The sequence below is a fragment of the Pseudomonas sp. H3_E04 genome (assembly GCF_054668915.1).
The window spans coordinates 516,939-542,977 of sequence record NZ_CP162797.1; the positions used below are offsets into that span (position 1 = coordinate 516,939).

The window sequence follows — 26,039 nt, forward strand, 5'->3', positions numbered from 1 at the left end:
TGCGCCGGCGTTTTTGCTAGCGTGACTTGATAATCGGGGCAGGGGTGGAAGTGTGAGGGTGTGCTTTCGTGCATGTCGGCTTCATCCTGAATATCGATCCGATGCGGTTCATCGGGCTGAAGAAAACCTACAGGGCACGGTGGGCACGGGTCTATCAACAAAACGTCTCAACGCGTAACCCATCCAATAAAAAGGCCCCGCCAATTCCCATTGGCGGGGCCTTTTTTGCTTTAAACGTTGGCCTTACTCAGCCTTCGCCTCCGGCGCTTTTTCACCATGGGACAAGCTGTAAACATACGCCGCCAGCAAATGCACCTTGTCATTGCCCTGCAATTGTTCCTGCGCAGGCATCTGGCCCTGGCGGCCGTAACGGATGGTCTGCTGCAGTTGCGCGAAGCTTGAGCCGTAGATGAATGCGCCCGGGTGTGTCAGGTCCGGCGCGCCCATGGCCGGCGTGCCTTTGCCGGCCGGACCGTGGCAGGCCACGCAGTTGGCGGCGAAGAGTTTCTGGCCGTTGGCCGGGTCGGCTTTGGTGCCTTCCGGCAGTTTGCGCCCGTCGAGATTGGTCACCACGAAGGCCGCTACGTCAGCCACACCTTGCTCGCCGATCACCTCCGCCCACGCCGGCATCACCGCGTGGCGGCCGCCCATGATGGTGGTCTTGATGGTTTCCGGCTCGCCGCCCCAGCGCCAGTCGGCGTCGGTCAGGTTGGGGAAACCGTAGGCGCCCTTGGCGTCGGAACCGTGGCACACCGAGCAGTTGGACGCGAACAGACGGCCGCCCATCTTCAGTGCTTGCGGATCCTTGGCGACTTCTTCGATCGGCATCGCCGCGAACTTGGCGAAGATCGGACCGAAGCGCGCGTCCGAACGGGCCATTTCCTTTTCCCATTCGTGGACGCCGGTCCAGCCGGTCTGGCCGTTGGCGAACGCGGTCTGTTTCTCGTTATCCAGATAGTTGTAGCCCGGCAGCAGACCTTTCCAGTTGCCCAGCCCCGGATACAGCACCAGATAGCCCAGAGCAAAAATGATGGTGCCGACGAACAGCATGAACCACCATTTCGGCAGGGGGTTGTCGTACTCCTCGATCCCGTCGAAGGAGTGGCCGACCGTCTCGTCCGTCTGTTCGCTGCGCTGGCCCTTGCGGGTCGACAGCAGCAGCCAGGTCAGGGCGAAGATCGTACCGAGACTGAGGACTGTGACGTACAGACTCCAGAATGTAGTCATTCTTTGTTACTCCTAGAAGCTTGCTCGACGTGCTTGATGGCTTCGGGGTCATCGGCAAAAGGCAGCATGGTCGCGTCGTCGAATTCCGACTTGCGCTTGGGGCTGAACACCCACAAGGCCAGACCGATGAAGGCCACCATCACGACCACGGTGCCCAGGCCTCGAATCATCCCGATATCCATCAGATTCACCGTTTGCTTTTGATGATGGTGCCCAGGCCTTGCAGATAGGCCACCAGCGCGTCCATTTCGGTTTTGCCCTTCACGGCATCCTGTGCACCGGCGATGTCTTCGTCGGTGTAAGGCACGCCGAGGGTGCGCAAGACTTCCATTTTTTTCGCGGTTTCCTTGCCGTCGAGCTTGTTTTCCACGAGGAACGGGTAAGCCGGCATTTTCGACTCGGGGACCACGTTGCGCGGGTTGTACAAGTGCGCACGTTGCCAGTCATCGGAGTAACGACCGCCCACACGGGCCAGGTCCGGACCGGTACGTTTGGAACCCCACAGGAACGGGTGGTCCCAGACGCTTTCACCGGCAACCGAATAGTGGCCATAGCGTTCGGTTTCAGCGCGGAACGGCCGGATCATCTGCGAGTGGCAGCCGACACAACCGTTGGCGATGTACACGTCGCGGCCTTCCAGTTCCAGCGCCGAGCGTGGCTTCATGCCCTCGACCGGCTTGTTGGTGACGTCCTGGAAGAACAGCGGAACAATTTGGGTCAGGCCACCGACGCTGACGGCGATGACCATGAAGAAGGCCAGCAGGCCAATATTCTTCTCGACAGCTTCATGCTTCATCAGTGAGCTCCAACGACGGCAATCTTGGCGGCGGCTTCGGCTTCAACCGGATCCGACGCACGTACGGTGCGGTACACGTTGTAAGCCATCAGCAGCATGCCGCTGGCAAAGAAAGCGCCGCCCAGCGCACGGACGATGAAGCCCGGGTGGCTGGCCTGCAGCGCTTCGACGAACGAGTAGGTGAGGGTGCCGTCATCGTTGATTGCTCGCCACATCAGGCCTTGAGTGATGCCGTTGACCCACATCGAGGCGATGTAGAGCACGGTACCGATGGTCGCAAGCCAGAAGTGCGCATTGATCAGCCCGGTGCTGTGCATCTGCGCGCGGCCGAACAGTTTCGGGATCATGTGGTAGATCGCGCCGATGGAAATCATCGCCACCCAGCCGAGGGCGCCAGCGTGGACGTGGCCGATGGTCCAGTCGGTGTAGTGCGAGAGCGAGTTGACGGTCTTGATCGCCATCATCGGCCCTTCGAAGGTCGACATGCCGTAGAACGCCAGCGATACGACGAGGAAGCGCAGGATCGGGTCGGTGCGCAATTTATGCCAGGCGCCCGACAGGGTCATCATGCCGTTGATCATGCCGCCCCAGCTTGGCGCCAGGAGAATGATCGACATCGCCATGCCGAGCGATTGCGCCCAGTCCGGCAGGGCGGTGTAGTGCAGGTGGTGCGGGCCGGCCCAGATGTACAGGGTGATCAGCGCCCAGAAGTGCACGATCGACAGACGATAGGAGTAGATCGGGCGTTCGGCCTGTTTCGGCACGAAGTAGTACATCATCCCGAGGAAACCGGTGGTCAGGAAGAAACCCACGGCGTTGTGGCCGTACCACCACTGGATCATTGCGTCAGTGGCGCCGGAGTAGGCCGAGTACGACTTGAACAGGCTGACCGGCAGCGACATGTGGTTGACGATGTGGAGCATCGCGGTGACCACGATGAACGCGCCGTAAAACCAGTTGCCGACATAGATGTGCTTGGTTTTGCGCTTGGTGATGGTGCCGAAGAACACCAGACCGTAAGTGACCCAGACAATCGCCAGCAGAATCGCGATCGGCCATTCCAGCTCGGCGTATTCCTTGGTGGTGGTGTAACCCAGCGGCAAGGTGACGATGGCGCCGACGATGACCGCTTGCCAGCCCCAGAAGGTGAAGGCCGCGAGGCTGTCGGAAATCAGTCGCGTCTGGCAGGTTCGCTGCACGACATAGTAGGAAGTGGCAAACAGTGCACAACCGCCGAAGGCGAAAATCACCAGGTTTGTGTGCAACGGGCGCAAGCGTCCAAAGCTCGTCCACGGCAGACCGAAGTTCAGTTCCGGCCAGACCAGTTGCGAGGCAATGAAGACACCGAGCCCCATGCCAAGGATCCCCCAGACCACCGTCATGATGGCGAACTGGCGGACTACCTTATAGTTATAAGCAGTCGGACTGATTGCTGTGCTCATTCTAAGGTTCCACGGTTTGGGTATTTTTATAGGGATAAAATCGGCCGCAAGTATGTATAAAGCAGGGGGTCATTGCAACGCGCCATGACCTGGGTCAATGCTTTCCAACGCTGATTCTGCGGCCTTTCCATGCGCCGAGTAGGGTCAAAAATGGCCTCTGACAAAATGTCTCGGTGAGTGAAAAAAACGCCGGGTCCGGATCGCCGTCAACGATGCCTGCTAACAGGTCTTGATCGGGTTTCACAAGGCAATCGGCGTAACAGCCGTTAACTGCCTGCCTTTGCGGCAAATCCACAGGCCGCTTTATCGGACGCGTCGCTTGCGGGGCATCTGTAACAGTCACGCACCGGTCTGCTTTGGAACAAGCGTAGACCCGAATCAGGCGAACCGAAAGGTGAGGTAGCAAGGGGTGCGACAATGCGTCGCAAGGGGGCGGGAAACTGCCGCGGCGAAAAAGTCGCGGCAGTTGTGTACGCAAGATTTATTTTATTGTGTCTTCAGTTAAAGTTTTTTCTGTACTCAAACTATTGCTCAAGCTGTACACATAAGCAGCAAGCAATTGCACTTTGTCGTTGCCCAGCAACTCATTCTGCGCTGGCATGTGTCCCTGGCGCCCATGGCGAATGGTCTGTTCCAACTGGGTCAGGCTGGTGCCATAGATGAAGCCGGCCGGATGGGTCAGGTTTGGCGCGCCCATCGCCGCAGTGCCTTGGCCGGTGGCGCCATGACAGGCAACGCAAGTGGTACTGAACGCCTGCTGCCCGGCTTGCAGATCTGCCTTGCTGTCGGCGGGCAGTGGCAGGCCGGCCAGTTCGTGGCGGACATACGCGGCAACGTTTTTCACCCCAGCCTCACCCAACACTTCGCCCCAGGCCGGCATCGCCGCCATGCGGCCGCCCATGATGGTGGTCTTGATCGTCTCGGCATCGCCGCCCCAGCGCCAGTCGCTGTCGGCGAGGTTAGGGAAGCCGAACGCGCCCTTGGCATCCGAGCCATGGCACACCGAGCAATTGGAGGCGAATAGACGACCACCCATTTTCAGCGCCTGCGGATCCTTGGCCACTTCTTCCAGCGGCATGGCGGCGAATTTGGCGAAGATCGGACCGAACCGGGCGTCCGCCTTGTTCATTTCCTTTTCCCATTCGTGCACGCCGGTCCAGCCATCCTCATAGCCGGGCAGGATGCCTTTCCAGTTGCCCAGGCCCGGATACAGAATCAGATAGCCCACCGAGAACACCAGCGTGCCGGCGAACAGCATGAACCACCATTGCGGCAGCGGGTTGTCGTATTCCTCGATGCCGTCGAAGCTGTGGCCCATGGTCTGGTCGACGCTGCCCTTGGTCTCGCCCCGGCGGGTGCCGATCAGCAGCCAGGTCAGGCCGATCAGGCTGCCAATGGTCAGTACGCAGATCCACGTACTCCAGAAGGTGGTCATGGCCGGGTACTCCTTGTTTCAGGGGCTGAATATGTTTCGGGTAGTGGTTCGTCGGCGAACGGCAGCAGGCGTGCTTCGGCGAATTCCGGGCTGCGCTTGCGGTTGAACACCCACAAGGTCAGGCCGACGAACGCGACGAACACCACGACCGTGCCGAGGCCGCGAATCAGGCCTGCACTCATTTCAATGACCATGACTCACCTCTTGCTCTTGATTGCAGTGCCGAGCACTTGCAGGTAGGAAACGAGGGCGTCCATTTCAGTCTTGCCCTTGAGACTGGCGACCGCGCCGCTGATGTCGTCATCGGTATACGGCACGCCGAGGGTGCGCATGGTTTTCAGCTTGGTTTCGGTGTGGCTGCTGTCGACCGCTTGGGTGACCAGCCACGGATAGGCCGGCATCTTCGACTCCGGCACAACGTTGCGCGGGTTGTACAAGTGCGCGCGGTGCCAGTCATCCGAGTAGCGCGCGCCAACCCGGGCGAGATCCGGCCCGGTGCGTTTCGAACCCCACAGGAACGGGTGATCCCAGACGCTTTCACCGGCCACCGAGTAGTGCCCGTAGCGTTCGGTTTCGGCGCGGAACGGGCGGATCATCTGCGAATGGCAACCGACGCAGCCTTCGCGAATGTAGATGTCGCGGCCTTCCAGTTGCAGCGCGGTGTAGGGCTTCATGCCTTCCACCGGTTTGTTGGTGACGTCCTGGAAGAACAGCGGGACGATCTGGGTCAGGCCGCCGATGCTCACGGCGAACACCATCAGCAGCATCAGCAGGCCGACGTTCTTTTCAATCGTTTCGTGTTTCATGGCGGACTCCTCAGGCCATCTGCGCGGCAGCGACGACGTCGGCAGGCTGCGAGGCCCGCACGGTGCGCCAGGTGTTGTAAGCCATCAGCAACATGCCGCTGAGGAAAATCGCCCCGCCGATCAGCCGCACGACAAAGCCCGGATGGCTGGCCACCAGGGTTTCGACGAAGGAGTAGGTCAGCGTGCCGTCCTCGTTCACTGCGCGCCACATCAGGCCCTGGGCGATGCCGTTCACCCACATCGAGGCGATGTAGAGCACGGTGCCGATGGTCGCCAGCCAGAAATGCGCATTGATCAGGCCGACGCTGTGCATCTGCGCCTTGCCGAAGATTTTCGGGATCATGTGGTACAGCGCGCCGATCGAAATCATCGCCACCCAGCCGAGTGCGCCGGCGTGTACGTGGCCGATGGTCCAGTCGGTGTAGTGGGAGAGGGCGTTGACGGTTTTGATCGCCATCATCGGACCTTCGAAGGTCGACATGCCGTAGAACGCCAGCGAGACCACGAGGAAACGCAGAATCGGGTCGCTGCGCAACTTATGCCAGGCGCCCGAGAGGGTCATCATGCCGTTGATCATACCGCCCCAGCTCGGTGCCAGCAGGATCAGCGACATCACCATGCCCAATGACTGCGCCCAGTCCGGCAGTGCGGTGTAGTGCAGGTGGTGCGGGCCGGCCCAGATGTACAGGGTGATCAACGCCCAGAAGTGCACGATCGACAGACGATACGAATACACCGGGCGCTCGGCCTGTTTCGGCACGAAGTAATACATCATGCCGAGGAAGCCGGCGGTGAGGAAAAAGCCCACAGCGTTGTGGCCATACCACCACTGCACCATCGCGTCGGTTGCACCGGCGTACAGCGAATAGGACTTGGTGAAACTTACCGGCAACTCAAGGTTATTGACGATGTGCAGGATCGCCACGGTGATGATGAACGCACCGAAGAACCAGTTGCCCACATAGATGTGTTTGGTTTTGCGCTGCATGATCGTGCCGAAGAACACGATCGCGTAGGCGACCCAGACGATGGTGATCAGGATGTCGATCGGCCATTCCAGCTCGGCGTATTCCTTGGAACTGGTGTAACCCAGCGGCAGGCTGATCGCCGCCAATAGAATCACAAGCTGCCAGCCCCAGAAGCAGAAAGCGGCGATTTGCGGCGCGAACAATTGCGTCTGGCAGGTGCGTTGCACCGAGTAGAAGGAGCTGGCGAACAGCGCACAGCCACCGAAGGCGAAGATCACCGCGTTGGTGTGCAGCGGGCGCAGACGGCCGAAACTGGTCCAGGGCAAATTGAAGTTGAGTTCCGGCCAGACCAATTGCGCCGCGAGAAAAACCCCGAGGCCCATGCCGACGATGCCCCACACCACCGTCATAATGGCGAATTGGCGGACCACCTTGTAGTTGTAGGCGGTACTGATAGAAGTGTTCATGGTTCCCCATCCACGGTTCAGCCGAAGTGAGCGCGCGCAAACGGCGCGAATCCTTCGTCTGGAGTTATAGGCAGACTAAAAGCGAGGCAAGCATGGACAAACAGCACAAGGCCAGTATTGACGGGGATCAATGGGCACAGTGTGTGCGTGATCATGGGTGGCTTTGGGATGCCGCTGTTGTTGAGGCCTCGGCAACCTTGATACTGGCGCACGGGGCGGGGGCGCCGATGGATAGCGACTGGATGAACGACATGGCCGGGCGCCTTGCCGGGCTTGGGGTCAACGTGTTGCGCTTTGAGTTTCCCTATATGGCGCAGCGGCGGGTGGATGGGGTGAAGCGGCCGCCGAATCCTGCGCCGAAACTGTTGGATTGCTGGCGGGAGGTGTTTGCGCTTGTGCGGCGTCATGTCGCTGGGGTTTTGGCTGTTGGCGGGAAGTCGATGGGCGGGCGGATGGCTAGTTTGCTTGCTGATGAGTTGGGGGCTGATGCGCTGGTGTGTCTGGGATATCCGTTTTATGCGGTGGGCAAACCGGAGAAGCCTCGGGTTGAGCATTTGGCTGGTTTGAAGACGCGGACGTTGATTGTGCAGGGTGAGCGGGATGCTCTGGGGAATCGCGAGGCGGTTGAGGGGTATTCGTTAGCGCCGGGGATTGAGGTGTTTTGGTTGGTGGCGGGGGATCATGATTTGAAGCCGCTCAAGGCTTCTGGCTTTACGCATGAACAGCATTTGGCCAGCGCCGCGCAGAAAGTATCCGAGTTTCTCAAGGGTTGACCGAGATTCTGTTCTCCATGGAGATCGGCTCCCTTTCCCCCTCGCCCCCTTGGGGGAGAGGGCTGGGGTGAGGGGGTAGCTGTTGATCTTGCTGTTGGGGGCATATCCGTTGCTTCGGGCGCTGCGGCTGGCGGTTTCGCCTGACGGCGACTTACTTTTTTACAAGCGCCAAAAAAAGTAAGCAAAAAATGCTAGCTCCTACGTTCGGCCCTCGCAGGCTTGGGTCCCTTCGCTCCGGGACTGATCCGGGCGCAGCGGCTACGGTTTGCTTCGCTGCACCTCCTTCCGCTGTGTCTGGCTTCGCCAGACGGTCGCTGCGCTCCCACGCCCGGATCAATCCCTCCACTCAGCCTTCCGACGTCGCCGGTGGATCAAGATCAAAAGCGGTACTCGAGCTTGCGCTCATTGTTGAGTGGGGCGGCTTCGCCGTGGGCAGCTGCGCTGCTTTGCTTTTTGCTTTTGTGGGAGCGAGCCTGCTCGCGAAGGCGATCTCCCAGTCGATCAATCTCTACCGTCTGGACCAATTCCCTGTGGGAGCTGGCTTGCCAGCGATGGCGACCCCCAAGCCGACCAATCCCTCACTGACGCAATCGGTCCAAATGTCTCCAAGCCGACCAATCCCTCACTGACGTACTCGGTCCAAATGTGGGAGCGAGCCTGCTCGCGAAAGCTCCCTTCCAGACGACCTCAAACCACCTGACTGTCAGAGGCAATCCCTGCACTTAAACATCATCAAATACCAATGTTTAAACTACACGACCCGTTACGCCATCCCGGCTACAACTCCTTGCGCCGTTGCCTACGCGTACGCCAGAATCCGCCGGCTTACACGGCTAGGCGGCGGGCTATATCGTTTGTCTGTCACTGAAAAAAAGTGATGGGGTTTGGTAGCCCGCGTCGAAACCGTTGTATAGCGTCACCGTATGCAGTCCCGTTGCGGGGCTCGACTTTTATGGTGGGCATGCGTGGGGCTCCTTTGTGAGCGCCGGGTTTCCTGTTTCGACCGGTCTACCAACCTGCGTATGGCCACCACCCTTCGTTTGGTAGCGAGGGTGTTGGCTCCCAATATTCGAAACCGGAGTACGCCCATGTTCAAAGTCACCCCAAACCCGCCACCGTCCCACGACCGCGCGCTCGACCCGCAAAAAATCCAGGAAGCCACCGACCGCGCCCTCGATTACTACCTCAAACCCGAAGACCTGGCAGCCCCGCCAAGTTCGCCGAAATATCGCCCCATCTATGTTGTCGACCCCATGCTGGATGACGAAACCCTGTTGGTCGAGGCCTGCGAGTCGCTTTCATACGCGCATGCCATGGCCGGTAACATCGCCAACTCAATCGGCGGACCGGAACGCAAACCACTGCTGGCGCTGCAACAGGTGATCATGCTCAACGAACTGTTGGTCAATCGGCTGCTGGATAAGCTGAAGTTGCCTTAATAATTTCATTGGCTGTTATGCCTCATCGCGAGCAGGCTCGCTCCCACAGAGGATTGGTGTCTGGCACATAATCTGTGATTACCGCAGATCCAGTGTAGGAGTGAGCCTGCTCGCGATGGCGATCTCCCAGTCGACCAATCTCTACCGTTTGGACCAAATCCCTGTGGGAGCTGGCTTGCCAGCGATGGCGACCTCCAAGCCGACCAATCCCTCACTGACGTACTCGGTCCAAACGTGGGAGCGAGCCTGCTCGCGAAAGCGCTCTTCCAGACGACCTCAAACCACCTGACTGTCAGAGGTAGTCCCTGCACTTAAAAATCATCAAATAACCCCGATCAGAGCTGCCGAAGACATTTAGTGATCACCCAGTCCGACCTGTGAATCTCGCTTTCTACCGGCCTGGGCTGGTTACAGATTATCCAGATCAGGGAAGATAATCCTGCCAAGCGTCCAAGGTTCAACGATGTCGCAATGCATGCTGCGCAAAAAAGATCCCCACTCTATTCGGTTATGGGCATCCGGGCCGATGATCGTCAGTAGCAAGTACTCATCCCGAAAAGCGTCATAGGCATAAATCAGCCAAAAGTCATTGTCAGCATCATTAACCAATGCTGTCCGGTAATACTGGCGATTGATTTTTGCCCATCGAGCCTGCAGTGACTGTGTACTGGCAAGGTGTATGTGGTGCATGTCGCTCAGATCGAGTCGTTCATCCCGCCCGAAAACGGCAGGTAATTCATCGCAAATTTTGTAGTTGTAGAAGTGTGCAGCAAAGTTTTGCCAGTTCTTGATTCGTTCAAAAAGCGCAGAAATTTTGATGGCTGGCATCCAGGCCTACTTTGTAATAGGTAGCCTGCCAGTGATCACAAATTTATCGAACACTTTCTGCCCATCACGCGCGGCTTGCCGAACATCGAGGAATGTCAGTTCTTCACGAACTTCCTTTTTGCTGGGTTTGTCGGTTTTTCGGGTGGTGGCCATCGGAGCCTCCGAAGGATGTGTATTCATGCTGACCAGCTTATGTGAATAAGTTTTGACCGGCAAACGATAGAACCTGGCATCAACGAGCACCAGTCGGCTCATTCTGGCGCAGTTGTAGGCAGTGTCTGCATTGCTTGAGTGAGATCGTCGTCGGCAGAGAAGGCCTCTTCGCGAGCAGGCTCGCTCCTACAGGGGATCGTGACCGGGTACATAAACCAGTGATCACCGCAGATCCAATATAGGCCTTCGCATGTTCGCGATGACGATCTGCCGGCCCCCAAAAATCCCAGATCACAAACAAAAGGCCCGGAAGCGCTCGCTTGCCGGGCTTTCAAGTGTAAAAAGAGCGACGTGGGATGGCGGCGCAATTTTGGTGTCCCGTCGTCGCCTACTTCACGCTTTGCACGTGCATCTCCAATGCAATCCCGTCGCCTTTATCCGTACTAGCGTGATAGAAAAAACCGTAATCCACCAGATAGTAATAATGATCCATCGGCACGGGTTTCAAGCTCTTGCGCTGATCACGGCAACTGATCGCTTTGGCGTTACCACTCAACGCCGGGTTCAGCAGTTTGGCGGGTGACTCGCTGTCGACGGTGCAATCCACGGTCACCGGTTCTTCCCCCAGCGAGCCGATCAGGTTGCTGTTGACGCTGCCTTGGCGGGTGTAGCCCAGTTGGCTGCCGACGCGCATTTGCTGCCAATCACCTCGGAAACTCAAATTGTCGATCACAAGGGTGTTGCGGGACAGTTTGGCCTGTTCCCGACCGGACAGGGTCAGCAGGCCGCGCCAGCTGATTCCATGGCCGACGAGGTTTTCGCTCTTATTGTCAATGCTCAGTTGTTGGGTGACCGGGTCGGTGGAAATGAAGTACTCGGTGCGTTCCGGCCAGCTCTTTTTGCTATTGCTGGCAGTTCCGGCGAGGTCCAGGTAAGTCAGGGTCTTGAGTGGTTTCGGCAGGTGCAGCTGTTCGATGCTTTTCAGCACGTTCGGGTTGATGTCGGGGATAGCGTTGGCATCTACCGCCGCTTTGCTGCGTCGGGTCAGCGCCGGCAGGCTGGCGATGGACGTTGGTGCGTTGCACACCAGTTCAACCATCTTTGACTTGTCCGCATCGGACGCCTTGATCGCTTTGGTCTCGGGGAACATGTCGATTTTGCCGTCGGTGACCTGGTTGTCGGCGTTGAGGAAATAGCGGGCCAGCAGCGTGGAATTACGTGTGGCGCAATCGAACGTGTAATGCTCGCGAGTTTGGGTGAACGGTGCGCTATTGACCAGGTTGAGGCGGGTTTTCGGCTCGTCGTAGGCCATCCATAGATCGACTTGCCCGGCCTTGTTTTGCAGGTTGTTTTTATCGACCAGCAACCAGCGACCCGTGTCGTCTTGCGCCACTTTGCGCCAATCGGCGACGGGCAGGTTTTTGCATGCCTGGAGGAAGTCGCGGTTGTTCAGCAGTGTGGCGTGGTAACGCTCGGGCAACGCCTTCGCCGGCGCATAGTGACCCGGATTGCCCGGATAAATGTGGCGCATCAACAGGAATGAATACACTTCGTTGATTTGCGCCGTGCTGCAGGCCGCCGAGTACTGGAAGCGCTGTATCACTATGGATTGCGGATCGCTCGGCTCGATCACCTGAAAGTTGATGACGTCGCCTTCACGCATCAGGCTGTTGGGCGTCAACGGCTGGGCCAGCAACACTGCCTGGCGGTCGGTATTTTTGGGCTGGGTGACGCAAGCGGCCAACAGCAATGTGCTGATGCAAAGAATGATGCGCTGCACGGAACTCTCCGGGGGATCGATTGAAAGAGGCATTACGATTCATATAACCCTGCTTGGGCTCAGCGCAGCGCCATCACCCTTACTCGTTCAAATCCTTGACCAGGTAGTCGCCGACGATCTGCGAAACGCCGGTCAACGCGGTGCGTACCAGTTCCGGTTCGGTGCGATAGCGCAGCGGCTCATAACCGTAGGTGTTGGCGCCGTTAAACGCGGTGATCGGCTCGTTGCGCTGCCAGATCAACTCGTCGCCGCGCTTCATCACACCGTTGACCGCGATGGTCGGGTAAACCACGCTGCTGAAGCCTTGGGTCAGGGCGAAGCCCCAGTTGAATACGGTCAGTTCAATCTGCGCGTCCGCCGGTTCGTTGTCGCCGACGATTTTGAAGCGGCCGCTGGCGGCGAGTTTTTCTTCGAAGCTCTTTTTCACCAGGTCGCCGAGGTTGATGTTGGCTGTTTCCATGTTGTACAGAATCGCATCGACGGTCGACATGGAGGCCAGGTCGCCGGCCTTCAAACCAGCGGCAAAACCGGCACCGCCGAGTGCCGCCGTACCGATTTTGCCTGCGCCCGCCGCCAGACCTACGCCGGTGCCGACGCCCGCGCCAATGGCCGCGCCCCATGCTTGTTCGCGGCCCATATAGCTCATTTCCCGAGGTTTCCATGACACCGGGAGGATTTTCACGGTGTGGATCTGGGTACGGTATTCGGGCTTGAATTTCTGGTTGGCGCATCCGGCCAGGAACAGAACGGCGAACATCAGGACAGCGAACTTCTTCATGAAGGACTCACAACAAGGAACGGATTTGTGGAGGTTGTCGTCCGCATGCAGGAATTCTGAAGGGGTGGTGGGTATTAATATGCCACTATCGCGGCGATCGATTTCCGCATCTGAATTGCGCTGTTGCCAGGACTTGGAATTGCGCATCGGAAAACTCGCTGGACACACACAGCCCCAGGCGTTAGCGTCTCGCGCTCTATTGCGAGAGACCTGTCATGGATGACCTGTTGGCTACATTATCCGCGCGCATGAAATATCTGGTGTGCACGTCGTTCGCGGCGCTGCTCGCCAGTCAGCCGTCGCTGGCCCTGGCGGAAAACGTCAACGGGAAAGCTCTCTATTCCCAGCGATGCGCGGTGTGCCACGGGCCGGATATCAAAGGCACGGGGCCGTTGGCGAAAAAGAGCAATCCGTCCACACCTGATCTGACCACCCCCGCGTTCAAGCAACGGCTGAATGATTACCCGGGGGTGATTGTGTCGTCGGTGATCCTGCGCCCGAACGGCAATCTGATACCGGAAACCTTGCAGGAGAATGGCGTGAAGATCCCGGCGCATGTCTGGAGCGTTAAGGATTTTCGTGATTTGCATGAATACATGGTTGGTGTGATTGCGAAAAAGCCATGAACGGATGCCTGCTCGAGAATGCTCGGAAGCAACTGGACCTGGAGTGATGATCCGTGAGGCATAAAAGGCCTTATCGCGAGCAGGCTGCCAGACGTCACCAATCCCGAAACCAAAAAAAACCGGGCAGCTTTCGCCGTCCGGGCTTTCAAGGTCAAAAGATCGCAGCCTGCGGCAGCTCCTGCACCGATTATCTGTAGGAGCTGCCGCAGGCTGCGATCTTTTGCTGTTAGCGGTTAAACCGCGCCACCAACGAATACTGCGTGTTGGCCGTCTTCGTCAGTTCTTCACTCAGCAACGCCGAGTTATGCGCCTGTTCCGAGGTCTGATCCGCCAGTTCCGAAATATTGCTGATGTTACGGCTGATCTCCTCAGCCACGGCACTTTGCTCTTCGGTCGCGGCGGCGATCTGGGTGGTCATGTCGGTGATGTTGGCCACCGCTTCGCTGATGCCGACCAGGGCCTGATCGGCTTCCAGTACCCGCGCCACGCCTTCTTCGGCCTGGCGATGCCCGGCTTCCATGGTCTGCACGGCGCTGGAGGCGGTTTGCTGCAACTTGGCGATCAGGGCATGAATCTGCCCGGTGGATTCGCTGGTGCGTTGCGCCAGTTGACGGACTTCGTCAGCCACTACCGCAAAACCACGGCCCATTTCGCCGGCACGCGCGGCTTCAATCGCAGCATTGAGGGCGAGCAGGTTGGTCTGGTCGGCGATGCCTTTGATCACGTCGACCACACCGCCGATTTCGTCGCTGTCCTTGGCCAGTTGCGTCACGGTCAGGCCGGTTTCGCCGACGACCACCGACAGGCGCTGAATCGCTTCGCGGGTTTCTCCGGCGATGTCACGACCGCGACCGGTCAGGCGATTGGCTTCCTGGGTGGCGTCAGCAGTGCGCTGTACGTGGCTGGCGACTTCCTGGGTGGTGGCGGCCATCTGGTTGACGGCGGTGGCGACCTGTTCGGTTTCCACCCGCTGGCGTTCCAGACCGGTCGAGCTGTTGTGCGCCAGGGCGTCGGACTGCTTGGCCTGATCGGTCAGGTGTTCGGCGGTGTCCTGCAAGCGGGTCAGGCAGGTTTTCAGGCGCGCTTCCTGGCTGAGGATCGACATTTCCAGGCGCGCCTGGGCACCACGGCTGTCGGTGTACATTTGCGCGATCAGCGGGTCGGAGGTGGTCTGTTCGGCCAGGCGCAGCAGGCGCTTGAGTCCGCGTTGCTGCCATTGCAGGCCCATCAGGCCCAGCGGCACCGACAAACCGGCGGCGAGGGCGAAGCCCCAATGCGAGTTCAGCGTCGCGCCGATCATGAAGCTCAGCTGGCTGACCAGAATAAACGGCAGCCAGTCCTGCAGGAGCGGCAGCCATTTGTCCGTCGAAGGAATCGCCGACTTGCCCTGGTTGATGCGTTGGTAGAGCGCTTCGGCGCGGCGGATCTGTTCGGCGGTGGGCTTGACGCGCACCGACTCGTAACCGATCACCTGATTGCCGTCGAACACCGGTGTTACATAGGCGTTGACCCAATAGTGGTCACCGGATTTACAGCGATTCTTGACGATGCCCATCCATGGCAAGCCTTGTTTCAGTGTGCCCCACATGTGCGAGAACACCGCCGACGGCACGTCAGGGTGACGGACCAGATTGTGCGGCGCACGGATCAGTTCCTCCCGCGAAAACCCGCTGATCTCGACAAAATCGTCGTTGCAGTAGGTGATCACGCCCTTGGCATCGGTGGTGGAAATCAACCGTTGCTGAGCTGGAAAGGTCCGCTCGCGTTGTGTAATGGGCTGGTTGTTACGCATGGTTTTTCAATCCGCAAGGCTTTGAAAGGTTGTCGGCGCTGACAAGTTTTTATTGAAGTTTTTTTTCAGATTTAAGTACGGCGTCGCAAAACCGCGCTTGCGTCAACTGGCCAGCATCGGATAGGTGAACAGGCCGAAGTGCAACAGGTTCAGGCCGAAATGCGTGGCGATCGCCGCACTCAGTCCGCCGAAACGATAGGCCAGACCATAGCCGACCCCGGCCAGTCCCGCCAGCAACACCCAGGTCCAGCCGGCGCCGGCATGCACCAGACCAAACAGCAGTGAGGCCGACAGCAGCGCGAGGTTATCGCCGTAAGGCAGATGGTTGAGGCGACGGCTGAGTCCGCCTTGTATATAGCCGCGAAACAGCGCTTCCTCGACCAGCGTCACCAGTAACAGATTGTTCAGCACCCACAGCCAGGCCTGATCCGGCCACTTCGGTGCCCAGGCGATTACGCCCAGCAACAGCGCGCCGCCGAGGGCAAGAATTGCGCACAGCGTCAGGGCGAGGGCGGTGGCATAAACAGTCAGTCGCAACGACCGCCGCGCGACGATCCACGGACAGACCAGCAGCAGCCAGAAGCCCACCAGCGGTTTGTCGAGGTTGAGGTACATCGCAAACGGCACGGCGTTGTCAGTGAAGCGTTGCGGGTTGATCGCGCGTCCGTTAGCGAAGCCCGGTAACCAGTGCAGCGCAAGTGCCACGGCCAAAACAATGAACAGGCCATGGCCAAGCCAGCGCGCAAACGGTACTTGCTGCTGGCGCACGGCGAACGCGGCGAACAGCAAAAGCCCCACGGAGATCAATGCCAGCCAACCGAGTTGGCCGTAGCTCAGGGCCAATCCGTAACCGAGGCCGAGCAGCGCGAGATAGAGCCAGGGCAGCGCCTTCATCGAAAATCCTTGTGCGAGATTTCTGGAAGGGGCTTTCTACACGGGCGAGGGAGGTGGGACAAGTGAAGGTGTGGCGACAAACCGGGACAACGTAACGCTGGATAGTCATATACAGAACCCAATGTGGGAGCGGGCTTGCTCGCGAATGGGGTGTCACCGATACAGAACAGGTGACTGACACAGCGCATTCGCGAGCAAGCCCGCTCCCACATTGGATCATTTCAATCAGAAATCGGTGGGCGTTCGGTATCAGCGCAGGCCGAGGTTCGTTTTCCAGATGACATCACAGGCGACTGACACTCCGCCTTCGCGAGCAGGCTCGCTCCCACATGTTTTGCATTCGGCTGAAGATCAGCGCAGGCCGAGGTTCGCCGCCGCGCGCTCGGTAATTTCGGTGCGCAGTTTCAACGATAGCGCTGCGCGCAACCGCGCTTCATCGACAATCGCATTCGGCGCCACGTCCGGGCTGCCGGCGTTGAACGGCGGTGCCGGGGCATATTCCAGTTGCAACTGCACCAGTTGCGCCGTATCGGCATCGACCAGTTCCGCCGCCAGCACCAAGGCGAAATCGATGCCAGCGGTGATTCCGCCACCGGTAAACAGATTGCCGTCGCGTACCACCCGATCCTTCACCGCAATCGCCCCCAGCGTCGGCAGCAACTCGTGATACGCCCAATGCGTGGTCGCGCGCTTGCCCTGCAGCAGACCCGCCGCGCCAAGCACCAGCGAGCCGGTGCACACCGAGGTCACATAACGCGCCTGGGCGGCCTGACGTTTGATGAAGTCCAGCGTCTGCGGATCCTCCATCAACGGCCCGACGCCAGCGCCGCCGGGCACGCAGATCACATCGAGATCCGGGCAGTCGTCGAAGGTCGTGGTCGGTTTCAGCAGCAGGCCGGTGCTGGAGGTCACTGGCATCAGATCCTTCCAGATCAGGTGTACCTGCACGCCGGGCAACGAGGCGAGCACGTCGTAAGGGCCGGTCAGGTCGAGTTGCTGGACCTGCGGGAATAACAGAAAACCGATCTGCAGCGTCATCGTTCTTGCTCCGTTGAAAGAAGTGGACGACTTCACTGTAGGCGGGTAGGTTCTGGCGCATACGCCAATCAACCCACGAATTACGCCAAATGCCTAAAGCCATTCACGTCCTCGCGTTCGCCAATATGCAGATTCTCGATGTCACCGGGCCGCTGCAGGTGTTTGCCTCGGCCAACGATCTGGCTCGCCAGCGCGGTTTGCCGACGCCCTATGCGCCGAGCGTGATCGCCAGCGGCGGCGGGGCGGTGATGTCATCGGCGGGGTTGGCGGTGCTCGCCGAACCGTTGCCGCAAACGCCCAGCGACACCTTGATCATCTCGGGGGGCTGGGGCATTTATGCGGCATCGGAAGACCTGCAACTGGTCGACTGGGTGCGCGATCATGCGCGCGGCTGCCGGCGGGTGGCTTCGGTGTGCACAGGGGCTTTTCTGCTCGCCGCCAGCGGCTGGCTCGATGGCCGCCGCGTGGTGACGCACTGGACGCGCTGCGAGCAATTGGCCGAGCAACATCCGAATCTGCGTGTCGAAGCCAACCCGATTTTCATCAACGACGGCCCGGTGTGGACTTCCGCCGGGGTCACGGCCGGCATCGATCTGGCGTTGGCCATGGTCGAAGAAGACCTCGGCCGCGACATCGCCCTCGACGTCGCCCGGCACCTCGTCGTCTTCCTCAAACGCCCGGGCGGGCAGGCGCAATTCAGCGTGACGCTGTCGCTGCAACAACGGGGCAACCGTTTCGATGAACTGCACGCCTGGATCGCCGAAAACCTCACTTGCGACCTCGGTGTCCCGACGCTGGCCGAACAGGCCGGCATGAGCGAACGCAGTTTTATCCGCCACTACCGCGCCGACACCGGCCAGACCCCGGCGCGGGCGATCGAATTGATCCGCGTCGAAACCGCCCGGCGACTGCTCAGCGATACCGGCCTGCCGGTCAAACGCATCGCCGCCAATTGCGGGTTTGGCAGTGAAGAGACGCTGCGGCGCAGTTTTCTCCGTGCCATTGGCGTGACACCGCAGGCTTATCGGGAGCGGTTTTCGGTCAGCGCTGTAACAGATCCAATGCCTTCAGACGTTCTGGGCCCAATTGATGAAGATCGGCCAATGACCTAACGCTAGCCAAACAACACTTTTTGCCAATGGTCTTCACTGATAATTGCTATCGGTGCGCCGCTGTCTCGAAGCTCGACGGCTTTTTTGATCTTGGTGCCATAGGTACTGTGAAGCCATTGGTCATTACCGATGCTGCCTACCACCAGATAATGAATTTTTTTGCTGACGGCGCCACCAATCAGTCCTCCTCGCTCAGTCACGCGCAATTCGCATTCCTTGCGCGGCCCGTAAGCCATGACGCCGGTAAAAAGAAAGACGCGATCCGTCCAGCTCAAGGTTGGGAATGGATTATCGAAGGGTAGGGCATTTGGCGCTGTAAAGGTTTGGATTGTCCCGACGGGCAGCCCGGCAAACTGATGAAGCATTCCCAAAAGCTCCACTGATTCATCCGAATCCAGTACGCCATCGCTGAGCATCTCGGCAAGGCGCTTGTAAAGGATGTTAACCACCGGATCGCTTAGATGAATCAGATGAGTTTCAATCCATGTCTTGAGAAATTCTGCTTCTTGCTGATTGATCCTGCCGTCGGCGGCAAGCCCCGCCGCGACACCAACCAAGGCATCTGCAGAGCGACGGTCAATCCGCGCTTCGTGAAAGAAACCGCTGGTTTGGAACTCCTGATGTAAATCGACCATCTCTGCCTCTCCTTAAGCTTCGACTTCCGCCATCTGATTGAAATACTTCGTCCGATCCGGCGTAAACGTCACCTTCATCTTCGTCCGCGCGCACGTCAGCGCACTCTCCTGCGCCAGATCAATATCCAGATCCTCACCGCGCAGACCCTGCCACTGCGCCAGATATTTCAGTGAGCCGTATTTCTCGCTTTTCTTCAGGCTGCGACTGACGCCACCCTTCCAGCCCAGCACCGGCAATTCACCGGCCAGGCAACGCTGGGCCAGTTCAGGTAAACGTTCGGCGCGCTGGCGGCCGATTTCCCAACATTTGATCAGGCCTTTGTCGGCGGCTTCCCAGAGCTGGGTGCGGGTCAGTCCGCTGCGAAGAGGGGAGGCGATGCTGCGCTGGACGTGGTGAGGCATTCCGGTTCCTTGAATTCGGGGGTGGCTGGACAGCTCCGCTGTGCCCGTAAAAGATCAAAAGCCCCTCACCCTGGCCCTCTTCCAGAGGGAAAGGGAACTGACTGAGGTATTGGCTTCTTGTATCGACCATTGCGTTGGATGGTAGGTGTGGATGTAACGGCTGGCAACAAGGTATTTCGGCGTGTAAGCGTACGTTGCGGGAAGCGTTTCAACGTAACGTGTGTGGCTTTTGTAGGCGCGGTTTTTACACAGACTGTCGCCAGACATAACCGCCGTGCAGGTTTCACGTTGGGTATGGGCCTGTTGCCGTTGGCTGGCGGGCAGGCCCGTTGTGGAAAAATCCCGTCCAGTCAGGGATCGGTCTGACATGCGCTGACGAAAAAACAGCGCTACGGCTGCCAGGAACTCTTCTCGCCACTCAACTTGCGATCAAGAAAACTCGCGGCACTGATCAACGCCAGATGCGTCAGCGCTTGCGGCGTGTTGCCCAGATGCCGGCCATGGCTGTCGAACTCTTCGGCGTACAGCCCAAGCGGGTTGGCATAACGCAGCAACTGCTCAAACTCCAGATGAGCCTTTTCCACCTGCCCGGCGCGGGCCAGGCATTCGACGTACCAGAACGAACACGCGGCGAAGGCGCCTTCGGTGCCGCTGAGGCCATCGATATTGGCGTCCTCGTTGCGATAGCGATAAACCATGCCGTCGCGCACCAGGGTTTTTTCGATCGCTTGCAGAGTCGACAGCCAGCGCGGGTCCTTGGCGCTGACGAAACGCACCAACGGCATCAGCAGCATCGAGCCGTCCAGCGCGGTGCCGCCCTTGTACTGGACGAAATGCCCGCGTTCTTCATCCCAAAAGTTGTCCCAAATGTCGGTGTAGATCGCTTGCCGGGTCTCATCCCAACGGGCGAACGGTGCCGGCAGCGAACGCTTGGAAGCCAGACGGATCGCCCGGTCCAGCGCCACCCAGCACATCAGCCGCGAGTGCAGGAAGTGATGGGTCTCACCGCGCATTTCCCAGATGCCGACATCTTCGCTCTGCCAGTTCTCGCAGACCTGATCGACCACTTCGCCGACATGCCGCCAGCCTTCGTGGGAAATCGCGTCGCCGTACTTGTTGACCAGATACACCGCGTCCATCAGCTCGCCGAAGATGTCGAGCTGGATTTGGTCATAAGCGCCGTTACCGATGCGCACCGGTTGCGCGCCGCCGTGGCCGGACAGGTGCGTGAGTTCGGTTTCCGGCAGTTCCTGCTGGCCATCGATGGCATAGAGGATGTTGAGTTTCATCGGTTTGCCACAGCAATCGCTGACCCTTCCGCGCAGCCACTGCATGTAGTGGTTGGCCTCGTCGACGAAGCCCAGGCGCATAAACGCATACACGGTGAACGAGGCATCGCGGATCCACGTGTAGCGGTAATCCCAATTGCGCTCGCCGCCGGGAGTTTCCGGCAGGCCGAAGGTGGCGGCGGCGAGGATTGCACCGTGGCGCCGCGAGGTCAGCAGTTTCAGGGCGAGGGCGGAACGATTGACCATTTCCCGCCAGCGTCCGCGATAGTTGGATTGGCCGATCCAGCCGCGCCAGAATTTCAAAGTGCGCTCCATGCACAATTCGGCAGCGCCTTCGGCAAAGCGCGGGTCGTCGCTGCCACCGAGCATGAACGCGGCGGTTTCATTGTGCTTGAGGGTGAATTGCGCGACGGCCGCTTGCGCATCGATCTGCAGCGCCTGATCTGAAGCCAGACGTATCGACGGCTGGCCAGCGGCGTGGAACGTCACGTCTTTTTCGTCAATCTCTGCCCGGGTTTCGGCGCGACCATAGTCGTGGCGCACCGCGCAACGCAGGTTGAACGTCGCCGAGCCGCTGACCACGCGCACCCGGCGCATCAGCAGGGGCAGGGCGTCGACATCGTCACCGATGGGCAACAGATCGGTGATTTCCACCACCGCGTGTTCGCTCAGCCAACGGGTCTGCAAGACGTTGGTGTCGGGCAGATAAATCTGTTCCCGGCGCGCATCCGGCAAGTCGGGCGCGAGCTGGAAAATCCCTGCTTCAGGTGTGTCGAGCAGCGAGCAGAAAATCGTCGGGCTGTCGAACTCCGGCCAGCAGAAAAAATCCACGCTGCCCTTGTCGTTGACCAGTGCGGCGCTGCGCATGTCGCCGATGATGCCGTGAGCACCGATGGCGCTTTGTTGTTCCATTTCAGGCTCAGCCATTGCCGCGAAACTCCGGATAGAGGCTCATCCCGCCATCGATGAACAGGGTGGTACCGACGATGTAGTCAGACAGATCGCAAGCGAGAAAAACCACTGCGTTGGCAACGTCCTCGACATCGCCAATGCGTCCGTAGGGAATCAGCTCAAGAAGTTTTTCGCCGGCCGCGCCTGCGGTGGCTTCTGTGTTGATGGCCGTGCTGATCGCGCCGGGCGCGATGCTGTTGATACGGATGCGTTGCTGACTGACTTCCTGGGCGAGGCTCTGCATCAGCTGATCGACGCCGCCCTTGGACGCCGCGTAATTGACATGCCCCGCCCACGGAATGCGCTGATGCACCGAACTCATGTGAATGATCTTGCCCGCCGCGCGCGATACCCCTTCGCGCACGCCCTGACGCTGGAAAATCCGCAACGCCGCGCGCGCACAGAGGAACTGCCCGGTGAGGTTGACGCCGATCACCGTGTTCCAGTCGTCGAGGGTCATGTCCACGGCGGCAGCGTCTTTCTGCAGACCGGAATTGGCCACCAGAATGTCCAGCGAGCCGAAGGCTTCGACGGTCTTGGCGAACAGTCTTTCGACCTCTTCTTCTTTCGAAACGTCGGCGCCGATGGCGAGGGCCTTGCCGCCTTCGGCGTTGATCTGTGCAGCCAGTTCTTCGGCGGGTTTGGCGCTGCTGTTGTAGTTGATCACGACCGCAGCGCCGGCGGCGGCCAGTGCTTTGGCGGCGGCATGGCCGATGCCGGAGCTGGCGCCAGTGACCAGCGCCACCTGATGAGCGAGGGAAATCTGCATGACGATTCGCGCCTTGGTTCAAGAGACTTAAGTAGCTGACTGATGGCAGACGCTGAGAGTTCATTTGCTGGATGCGGTGATTGCGCGGGCCCCTTCGCGAGCAGGCTCGCTCCACAGGGGGCTGCATTTCGAGTGTGCGAGCGAAGGGGCCTTCACAGACCGCTAACAATTGCGCGCTTCCACGGCATTCAAGGCTATGGCAACTTGGCCGCCCCTGATGAGGCTGCAATCGATGGCAAACCCCTACCGCGAATTGTTCACCGCCCCCGGCGCCCGTGCGTTTGTGCTGGCCGGGATGCTGGCGCGCATGCCGATTTCCATGACCGGTATCGGTCTGATCACCATGCTTGCGCAGTTGAACGGCGGTTATGCGCTGGCGGGGGCGGTGGCGGCGACGTTTGCCATGGCCACGGCGTTTTGCGCGCCGCAGGTATCGCGGTTGGTGGACCGTCATGGGCAGGGGCGGATTCTGCCAATCGCAGCGCTGACCGGTGGCGGCGGGTTGTTGATGTTGCTGCTGTGCACGCGTTTGCAGGCGCCGAACTGGATGTTGTTCGTCTTTGCAGCGCTGGCCGGGTGCATGCCGAGCATGTCGGCGATGGTGCGGGCGCGCTGGACCGAAATCTACCGGGGCCAGGCGCAATTGCAGACGGCGTATGCGCTGGAATCGGTGCTCGACGAAGTGTGTTTCATCGTCGGGCCGCCGCTGTCGGTGGGTTTGTCGGTCGCGGTGTTTCCCGAGGCCGGGCCGCTGGCAGCGTTGTTGGCGCTGGCCATCGGCGTGACGGCGTTTGTCGCCCAGCGCAGCACCGAGCCAGCGGTGCACGCGCAGGAGTCGCAGCATCAGGGCTCGATCATTCGCTCGACTGACGTGCAATGGCTGCTGGCGTTGATGCTGGCGATGGGCGTGATCGTCGGGGTCATCGATGTCGTCAGCGTCGCCTTCGCTCAACATCAGGGCCAGCCGGCAGCGGCGAGCATTGTCTTGTCGGTGTATGCCATAGGCTCGTGCCTGGCCGGCATCGCCTTCGGTGCGATGCGCTCGAAACTGCCACTGCCGCGACTGTTTCTCTACGGCGGCGTGGCGACGGCGGTGACCACGCTGCCGCTGCTTTTGGCGAGCAACATCATCGGCTTGTCGATCGCGGTATTTATCGCCGGGCTGTTTTTTTCGCCGACGTTGATTGTGGCGATGGCGTTGATCGAACGCATCGTGCCACCGGCCAAACTGACCGAGGGCCTGACCTGGCTGGTGACCGGACTGAGCATCGGTGTGGCAATCGGCGCCGCCGGCTCCGGCGCGCTGGTAGACGCGTTCGGCGCGCGCAGCGGCTTCTGGCTGGCGATCGCAGCGGGGGCGGTGGTGCTGGTTTCAGCGTTTCAAAGTTTCCGTCACTTGAAATAACAATCCTGTTGTAGGAGCGTAGGAGCGTAGGAGCTGACGAGTGCAACGAGGCTGCGATCTTTTGACTTTGACTTTGACTTTTGAAGATCAAGATCAAGATCAAGATCAAGATCAAGATCAAGATCAAGATCAAGATCAAAAGATCGCAGCCTCGTTGCACTCGTCAGCTCCTACGCTCCTACGCTCCTACAGGAAATGGGGTTACCAGCCTCGTCCTGAGTTGATCCAGAAGTTGACAGATAGCGACGTCGACACCGACTCCACCTGATGGAACCAGCCCTCTGGCAAAAACAGCAGATCCCCAGCCTCCAGCGTCACGCGCAAAAACGTTACCTCCCGCGCTTCCGGGAAACGTCCGTAGTCCGGGGCATCCGGGTTGAAATCGCAGCCATCCAGGCCACCTTTGGGCGCGGTCGACCAAGTGCCCAGCGCTTCGCGGTGATGCGGCGCGGCGAGGGTGAATTTCTTCTGGCCCCAGACCTGGGCGAAGAGGTTGTCGGTGTCATCGCGGTGCAACGGCGTCAGCGTGCCCTTGGGGCCGATCCAGATACGTGGCGGGATGAACAGCGACGTGTCGAAGTAGGGCGGGTACTGGATCTGTTGCAACAATTGCGCGGGCAGAATGTTGTTGCCCATGTACGCCGGCGGCTCGCCGTCCGCGCCTTTGACTGCCGGGCTGTCCAGCGAGGCGATGAACTCGGCCATCGAGGTCGAGCGGAAATCACGCTCGGTGGAAAAGGTCTTCTTCACATAATCGCCATGGCGGGTGATGCCCTGCAGTTCGGCGAAATGCACCAGCGACTCTTCGCGGCTCAGCCTGAACAACGGCCAGTCGTGCAGCGCATTGCTGATCACCAACGGAATGCCGTTGGGCAGATAACGGGTTTCGAATTCGTGTCGGCTCAACTCGGCGCGCGCCCGGCGTTCGACGCTGGTCTGGCGCGGCAGCGCGGCAGTGAGCTTTTCACTGAAGCGCGATGGCGTCGGGTAGCGTTTGTTCATGTCGACCTTTTCCACCGTGCCGCCACCCTGGCGGGCGTGGTCGATGATTTGCGGCAACATTGTCGCCAGGCCCATGTTGCCGCCGATCTTCAGGCGACCGCTGGCGAACAGCTCCTCGACGTTGACCACGCCGGCCATGATCCCGAGAAAGTCTTTTTCCGCGACTTCGATGGTCACGTCCGGACGCGGGTGGCGCCCGACTTCCGTGCGCTGGCTGGTCTTGATGTCATACCAGTAGGCCTGTTGCCCACTGAAGATGAACTGGAAAACCCCCTCGATGCCGACCGCGCCGGCGTTGGCGAACAACTTGTCCAGAATGCTCTGCAGGTCCACGGTGATTCCCTCGCGATTGTTGTTTTTTTCCTGAACAGGCAACGAGCGGCTGGCGGGAGAATTTAACGGCAGGGCGACTAATTTGTCCGGCGAGTGATCCGTCTTTCTTGCAGACACATTTTTCAAGGAAAGCGCGGTGACCAAGCTGACATTGCTGTGCCTGCCCTATTCGGGCGCCAGCGCCATGGTTTACAGCCGCTGGCGGCGCCAACTGCCGACGTGGCTGCAATTGCAACCGGTGGAACTGCCGGGGCGTGGCGCGCGGTTCGATGAGCCCCTGCAAACCGACATGCGCGCACTGGCGCGGCAACTGGCGCGCGAGCACAAAGCGGGGCTGCAAGGCCCGTACGCGTTGTTCGGGCATAGCCTCGGTGCATTGCTCGCCTGCGAAATGGCCCATGCCTTTCGCGAGTTGGGTGTGCCGGAGCCACTGGCGCTGTTCGCCTCCGGCACCGCCGCGCCGACCATGCGCAGCGACTACGACCGCGGCTTTGCCGAACCGCGCAGCGATGAAGAACTCATCGAACAGCTGCGCACCTTTCAGGGCACCAGCGAAGAAGTCCTCGCCAATAAAGAGTTGATGAGCCTGACGCTGCCGGTGCTGCGTGCCGATTTCATGATGTGCGGGCGCTTCACGCCTGCCGAGCGGCCCTTGCTCAATTGCCCGGTGCACGTGCTCGGTGGCAAGGAAGACCGCGCTACCACCGAACAACTGATCGGCTGGAGCAAAGAGACCTTGGGCAGTTTCTCGGTGGACATGATGACCGGCGGGCATTTCTTCATTCATGAGCACGAGGCGCGGGTCATTCGCACGATCAAGACGCATCTGGAAGCGCATCACCGGCGCCATGCGCAGGCCGCGCAACCGGCGTTCTGAGACGCGACTTATTTATCACGCA

General features: G+C 59.7%; 26 protein-coding genes. 6 read left to right on the top strand and 20 right to left on the bottom strand.

What is annotated here, in order from left to right:
• Window positions 1-243: 243 nt before the first annotated feature.
• From ccoP (AB4N53_RS02425) to ccoN (AB4N53_RS02460), 8 genes are all read right to left on the bottom strand, one after another.
• A complete protein-coding gene (gene ccoP, locus AB4N53_RS02425) occupies window positions 244-1,227 on the bottom strand; it encodes a cytochrome-c oxidase, cbb3-type subunit III (RefSeq protein ID WP_125918526.1) in 984 nt (327 codons plus the stop codon).
• Window positions 1,224-1,409 (bottom strand): CcoQ/FixQ family Cbb3-type cytochrome c oxidase assembly chaperone, encoded by a 186-nt coding sequence (locus AB4N53_RS02430; protein WP_016775513.1) that lies wholly within the window; start codon window positions 1,407-1,409, stop codon window positions 1,224-1,226. Before AB4N53_RS02430 ends, ccoP (AB4N53_RS02425) begins: the two co-directional genes overlap by 4 nt.
• A 5-nt stretch (window positions 1,410-1,414) precedes the next feature.
• Window positions 1,415-2,023 (bottom strand): cytochrome-c oxidase, cbb3-type subunit II, encoded by a 609-nt coding sequence (ccoO, locus tag AB4N53_RS02435; RefSeq protein WP_007917161.1) that lies wholly within the window; start codon window positions 2,021-2,023, stop codon window positions 1,415-1,417.
• Window positions 2,023-3,465, bottom strand: a complete 1,443-nt coding sequence (gene ccoN, locus AB4N53_RS02440) for a cytochrome-c oxidase, cbb3-type subunit I (RefSeq protein ID WP_039763035.1) — start codon at window positions 3,463-3,465, stop codon at window positions 2,023-2,025. The genes ccoO (AB4N53_RS02435) and ccoN (AB4N53_RS02440) overlap by 1 nt, the downstream gene beginning before the upstream one ends.
• Window positions 3,466-3,946: 481 nt before the next feature.
• Window positions 3,947-4,900, bottom strand: coding sequence for a cytochrome-c oxidase, cbb3-type subunit III (gene ccoP / locus AB4N53_RS02445; protein WP_460117839.1), 954 nt, complete (start codon window positions 4,898-4,900; stop codon window positions 3,947-3,949).
• Entirely contained in the window at window positions 4,897-5,094 is a 198-nt protein-coding gene (locus AB4N53_RS02450) for a cbb3-type cytochrome oxidase subunit 3 (protein ID WP_460117841.1), read from the bottom strand. Before AB4N53_RS02450 ends, ccoP (AB4N53_RS02445) begins: the two co-directional genes overlap by 4 nt.
• Window positions 5,095-5,097: 3 nt before the next feature.
• Window positions 5,098-5,706: a cytochrome-c oxidase, cbb3-type subunit II gene (gene ccoO, locus AB4N53_RS02455; RefSeq protein WP_003223389.1), complete on the bottom strand. Its 609-nt coding sequence runs from the start codon at window positions 5,704-5,706 to the stop codon at window positions 5,098-5,100.
• A gap of 10 nt (window positions 5,707-5,716) precedes the next feature.
• Window positions 5,717-7,141 carry a cytochrome-c oxidase, cbb3-type subunit I gene (gene ccoN, locus AB4N53_RS02460; RefSeq protein WP_460117843.1) on the bottom strand — a complete coding sequence of 475 codons (1,425 nt, stop codon included), beginning with the start codon at window positions 7,139-7,141 and terminating at the stop codon, window positions 5,717-5,719.
• A 92-nt stretch (window positions 7,142-7,233) separates the two neighbouring features.
• On the opposite strand from ccoN (AB4N53_RS02460), the gene AB4N53_RS02465 reads away from it, so the two are divergent.
• Both AB4N53_RS02465 and AB4N53_RS02470 read left to right on the top strand, forming a co-directional pair.
• Window positions 7,234-7,914: an alpha/beta family hydrolase gene (locus AB4N53_RS02465; protein ID WP_460117845.1), complete on the top strand. Its 681-nt coding sequence runs from the start codon at window positions 7,234-7,236 to the stop codon at window positions 7,912-7,914.
• A 1,088-nt stretch (window positions 7,915-9,002) separates the two neighbouring features.
• Complete coding sequence (locus AB4N53_RS02470; protein ID WP_460117847.1) at window positions 9,003-9,353, top strand: DUF6124 family protein; 351 nt, start codon at window positions 9,003-9,005, stop codon at window positions 9,351-9,353.
• A gap of 408 nt (window positions 9,354-9,761) precedes the next feature.
• Here the strand turns inward: AB4N53_RS02470 and AB4N53_RS02475 are convergent, their stop codons facing one another.
• From AB4N53_RS02475 to AB4N53_RS02490, 4 genes are all read right to left on the bottom strand, one after another.
• A complete protein-coding gene (locus AB4N53_RS02475) occupies window positions 9,762-10,181 on the bottom strand; it encodes a type II toxin-antitoxin system YafO family toxin (RefSeq protein ID WP_460117849.1) in 420 nt (139 codons plus the stop codon).
• 6 nt (window positions 10,182-10,187) lie between these two features.
• On the bottom strand, window positions 10,188-10,424 hold the full coding sequence (locus AB4N53_RS02480) for a hypothetical protein (RefSeq protein ID WP_128615234.1): 237 nt from the start codon (window positions 10,422-10,424) through the stop codon (window positions 10,188-10,190).
• A 298-nt stretch (window positions 10,425-10,722) separates the two neighbouring features.
• The gene (locus AB4N53_RS02485) at window positions 10,723-12,114 is read right to left on the bottom strand and encodes a surface-adhesin E family protein (protein WP_460117852.1); all 1,392 of its coding nucleotides are present in this window, start codon (window positions 12,112-12,114) and stop codon (window positions 10,723-10,725) included.
• 79 nt (window positions 12,115-12,193) lie between these two features.
• Window positions 12,194-12,892: a hypothetical protein gene (locus AB4N53_RS02490; RefSeq protein ID WP_093102949.1), complete on the bottom strand. Its 699-nt coding sequence runs from the start codon at window positions 12,890-12,892 to the stop codon at window positions 12,194-12,196.
• Window positions 12,893-13,140: 248 nt separating this feature from the next.
• Here AB4N53_RS02490 and AB4N53_RS02495 point away from each other — a divergent pair, with 248 nt between their 5' ends.
• Window positions 13,141-13,518 carry a c-type cytochrome gene (locus AB4N53_RS02495; protein ID WP_460125286.1) on the top strand — a complete coding sequence of 126 codons (378 nt, stop codon included), beginning with the start codon at window positions 13,141-13,143 and terminating at the stop codon, window positions 13,516-13,518.
• A gap of 226 nt (window positions 13,519-13,744) precedes the next feature.
• Here the strand turns inward: AB4N53_RS02495 and AB4N53_RS02500 are convergent, their stop codons facing one another.
• The 3 genes from AB4N53_RS02500 to inhA all read right to left on the bottom strand — a co-directional run bounded on the left by AB4N53_RS02500 (window position 13,745) and on the right by inhA (window position 17,242).
• Complete coding sequence (locus tag AB4N53_RS02500; RefSeq protein WP_217863877.1) at window positions 13,745-15,310, bottom strand: methyl-accepting chemotaxis protein; 1,566 nt, start codon at window positions 15,308-15,310, stop codon at window positions 13,745-13,747.
• Window positions 15,311-15,412: 102 nt separating this feature from the next.
• Window positions 15,413-16,204 carry a CPBP family intramembrane glutamic endopeptidase gene (locus tag AB4N53_RS02505; protein ID WP_460117855.1) on the bottom strand — a complete coding sequence of 264 codons (792 nt, stop codon included), beginning with the start codon at window positions 16,202-16,204 and terminating at the stop codon, window positions 15,413-15,415.
• Window positions 16,205-16,555: 351 nt separating this feature from the next.
• Entirely contained in the window at window positions 16,556-17,242 is a 687-nt protein-coding gene (gene inhA / locus AB4N53_RS02510; protein WP_460117857.1) for an isonitrile hydratase, read from the bottom strand.
• A gap of 89 nt (window positions 17,243-17,331) precedes the next feature.
• Between inhA and AB4N53_RS02515 the strand changes: the two genes are divergently transcribed.
• Window positions 17,332-18,354, top strand: coding sequence for a GlxA family transcriptional regulator (locus tag AB4N53_RS02515; protein ID WP_460117859.1), 1,023 nt, complete (start codon window positions 17,332-17,334; stop codon window positions 18,352-18,354).
• Window positions 18,355-18,356: 2 nt separating this feature from the next.
• Here the strand turns inward: AB4N53_RS02515 and AB4N53_RS02520 are convergent, their stop codons facing one another.
• The 4 genes from AB4N53_RS02520 to AB4N53_RS02535 all read right to left on the bottom strand — a co-directional run bounded on the left by AB4N53_RS02520 (window position 18,357) and on the right by AB4N53_RS02535 (window position 22,400).
• Window positions 18,357-18,989: a BRCT domain-containing protein gene (locus AB4N53_RS02520; protein WP_460117861.1), complete on the bottom strand. Its 633-nt coding sequence runs from the start codon at window positions 18,987-18,989 to the stop codon at window positions 18,357-18,359.
• Between the two features lie 12 nt (window positions 18,990-19,001).
• Window positions 19,002-19,391: a hypothetical protein gene (locus AB4N53_RS02525; protein WP_460117863.1), complete on the bottom strand. Its 390-nt coding sequence runs from the start codon at window positions 19,389-19,391 to the stop codon at window positions 19,002-19,004.
• 389 nt (window positions 19,392-19,780) lie between these two features.
• Entirely contained in the window at window positions 19,781-21,607 is a 1,827-nt protein-coding gene (locus AB4N53_RS02530; protein ID WP_460117865.1) for a glycoside hydrolase family 15 protein, read from the bottom strand.
• Entirely contained in the window at window positions 21,600-22,400 is an 801-nt protein-coding gene (locus AB4N53_RS02535; protein WP_460117867.1) for an SDR family oxidoreductase, read from the bottom strand. Before AB4N53_RS02535 ends, AB4N53_RS02530 begins: the two co-directional genes overlap by 8 nt.
• 232 nt (window positions 22,401-22,632) lie before the next feature.
• Between AB4N53_RS02535 and AB4N53_RS02540 the strand changes: the two genes are divergently transcribed.
• On the top strand, window positions 22,633-23,805 hold the full coding sequence (locus tag AB4N53_RS02540) for an MFS transporter (protein WP_460117869.1): 1,173 nt from the start codon (window positions 22,633-22,635) through the stop codon (window positions 23,803-23,805).
• 201 nt (window positions 23,806-24,006) lie between these two features.
• Here the strand turns inward: AB4N53_RS02540 and AB4N53_RS02545 are convergent, their stop codons facing one another.
• A complete protein-coding gene (locus tag AB4N53_RS02545) occupies window positions 24,007-25,140 on the bottom strand; it encodes a cupin-like domain-containing protein (protein ID WP_460117871.1) in 1,134 nt (377 codons plus the stop codon).
• A 136-nt stretch (window positions 25,141-25,276) separates the two neighbouring features.
• Here AB4N53_RS02545 and AB4N53_RS02550 point away from each other — a divergent pair, with 136 nt between their 5' ends.
• On the top strand, window positions 25,277-26,017 hold the full coding sequence (locus AB4N53_RS02550; protein WP_460117873.1) for a thioesterase II family protein: 741 nt from the start codon (window positions 25,277-25,279) through the stop codon (window positions 26,015-26,017).
• Window positions 26,018-26,039: the final 22 nt, after the last annotated feature.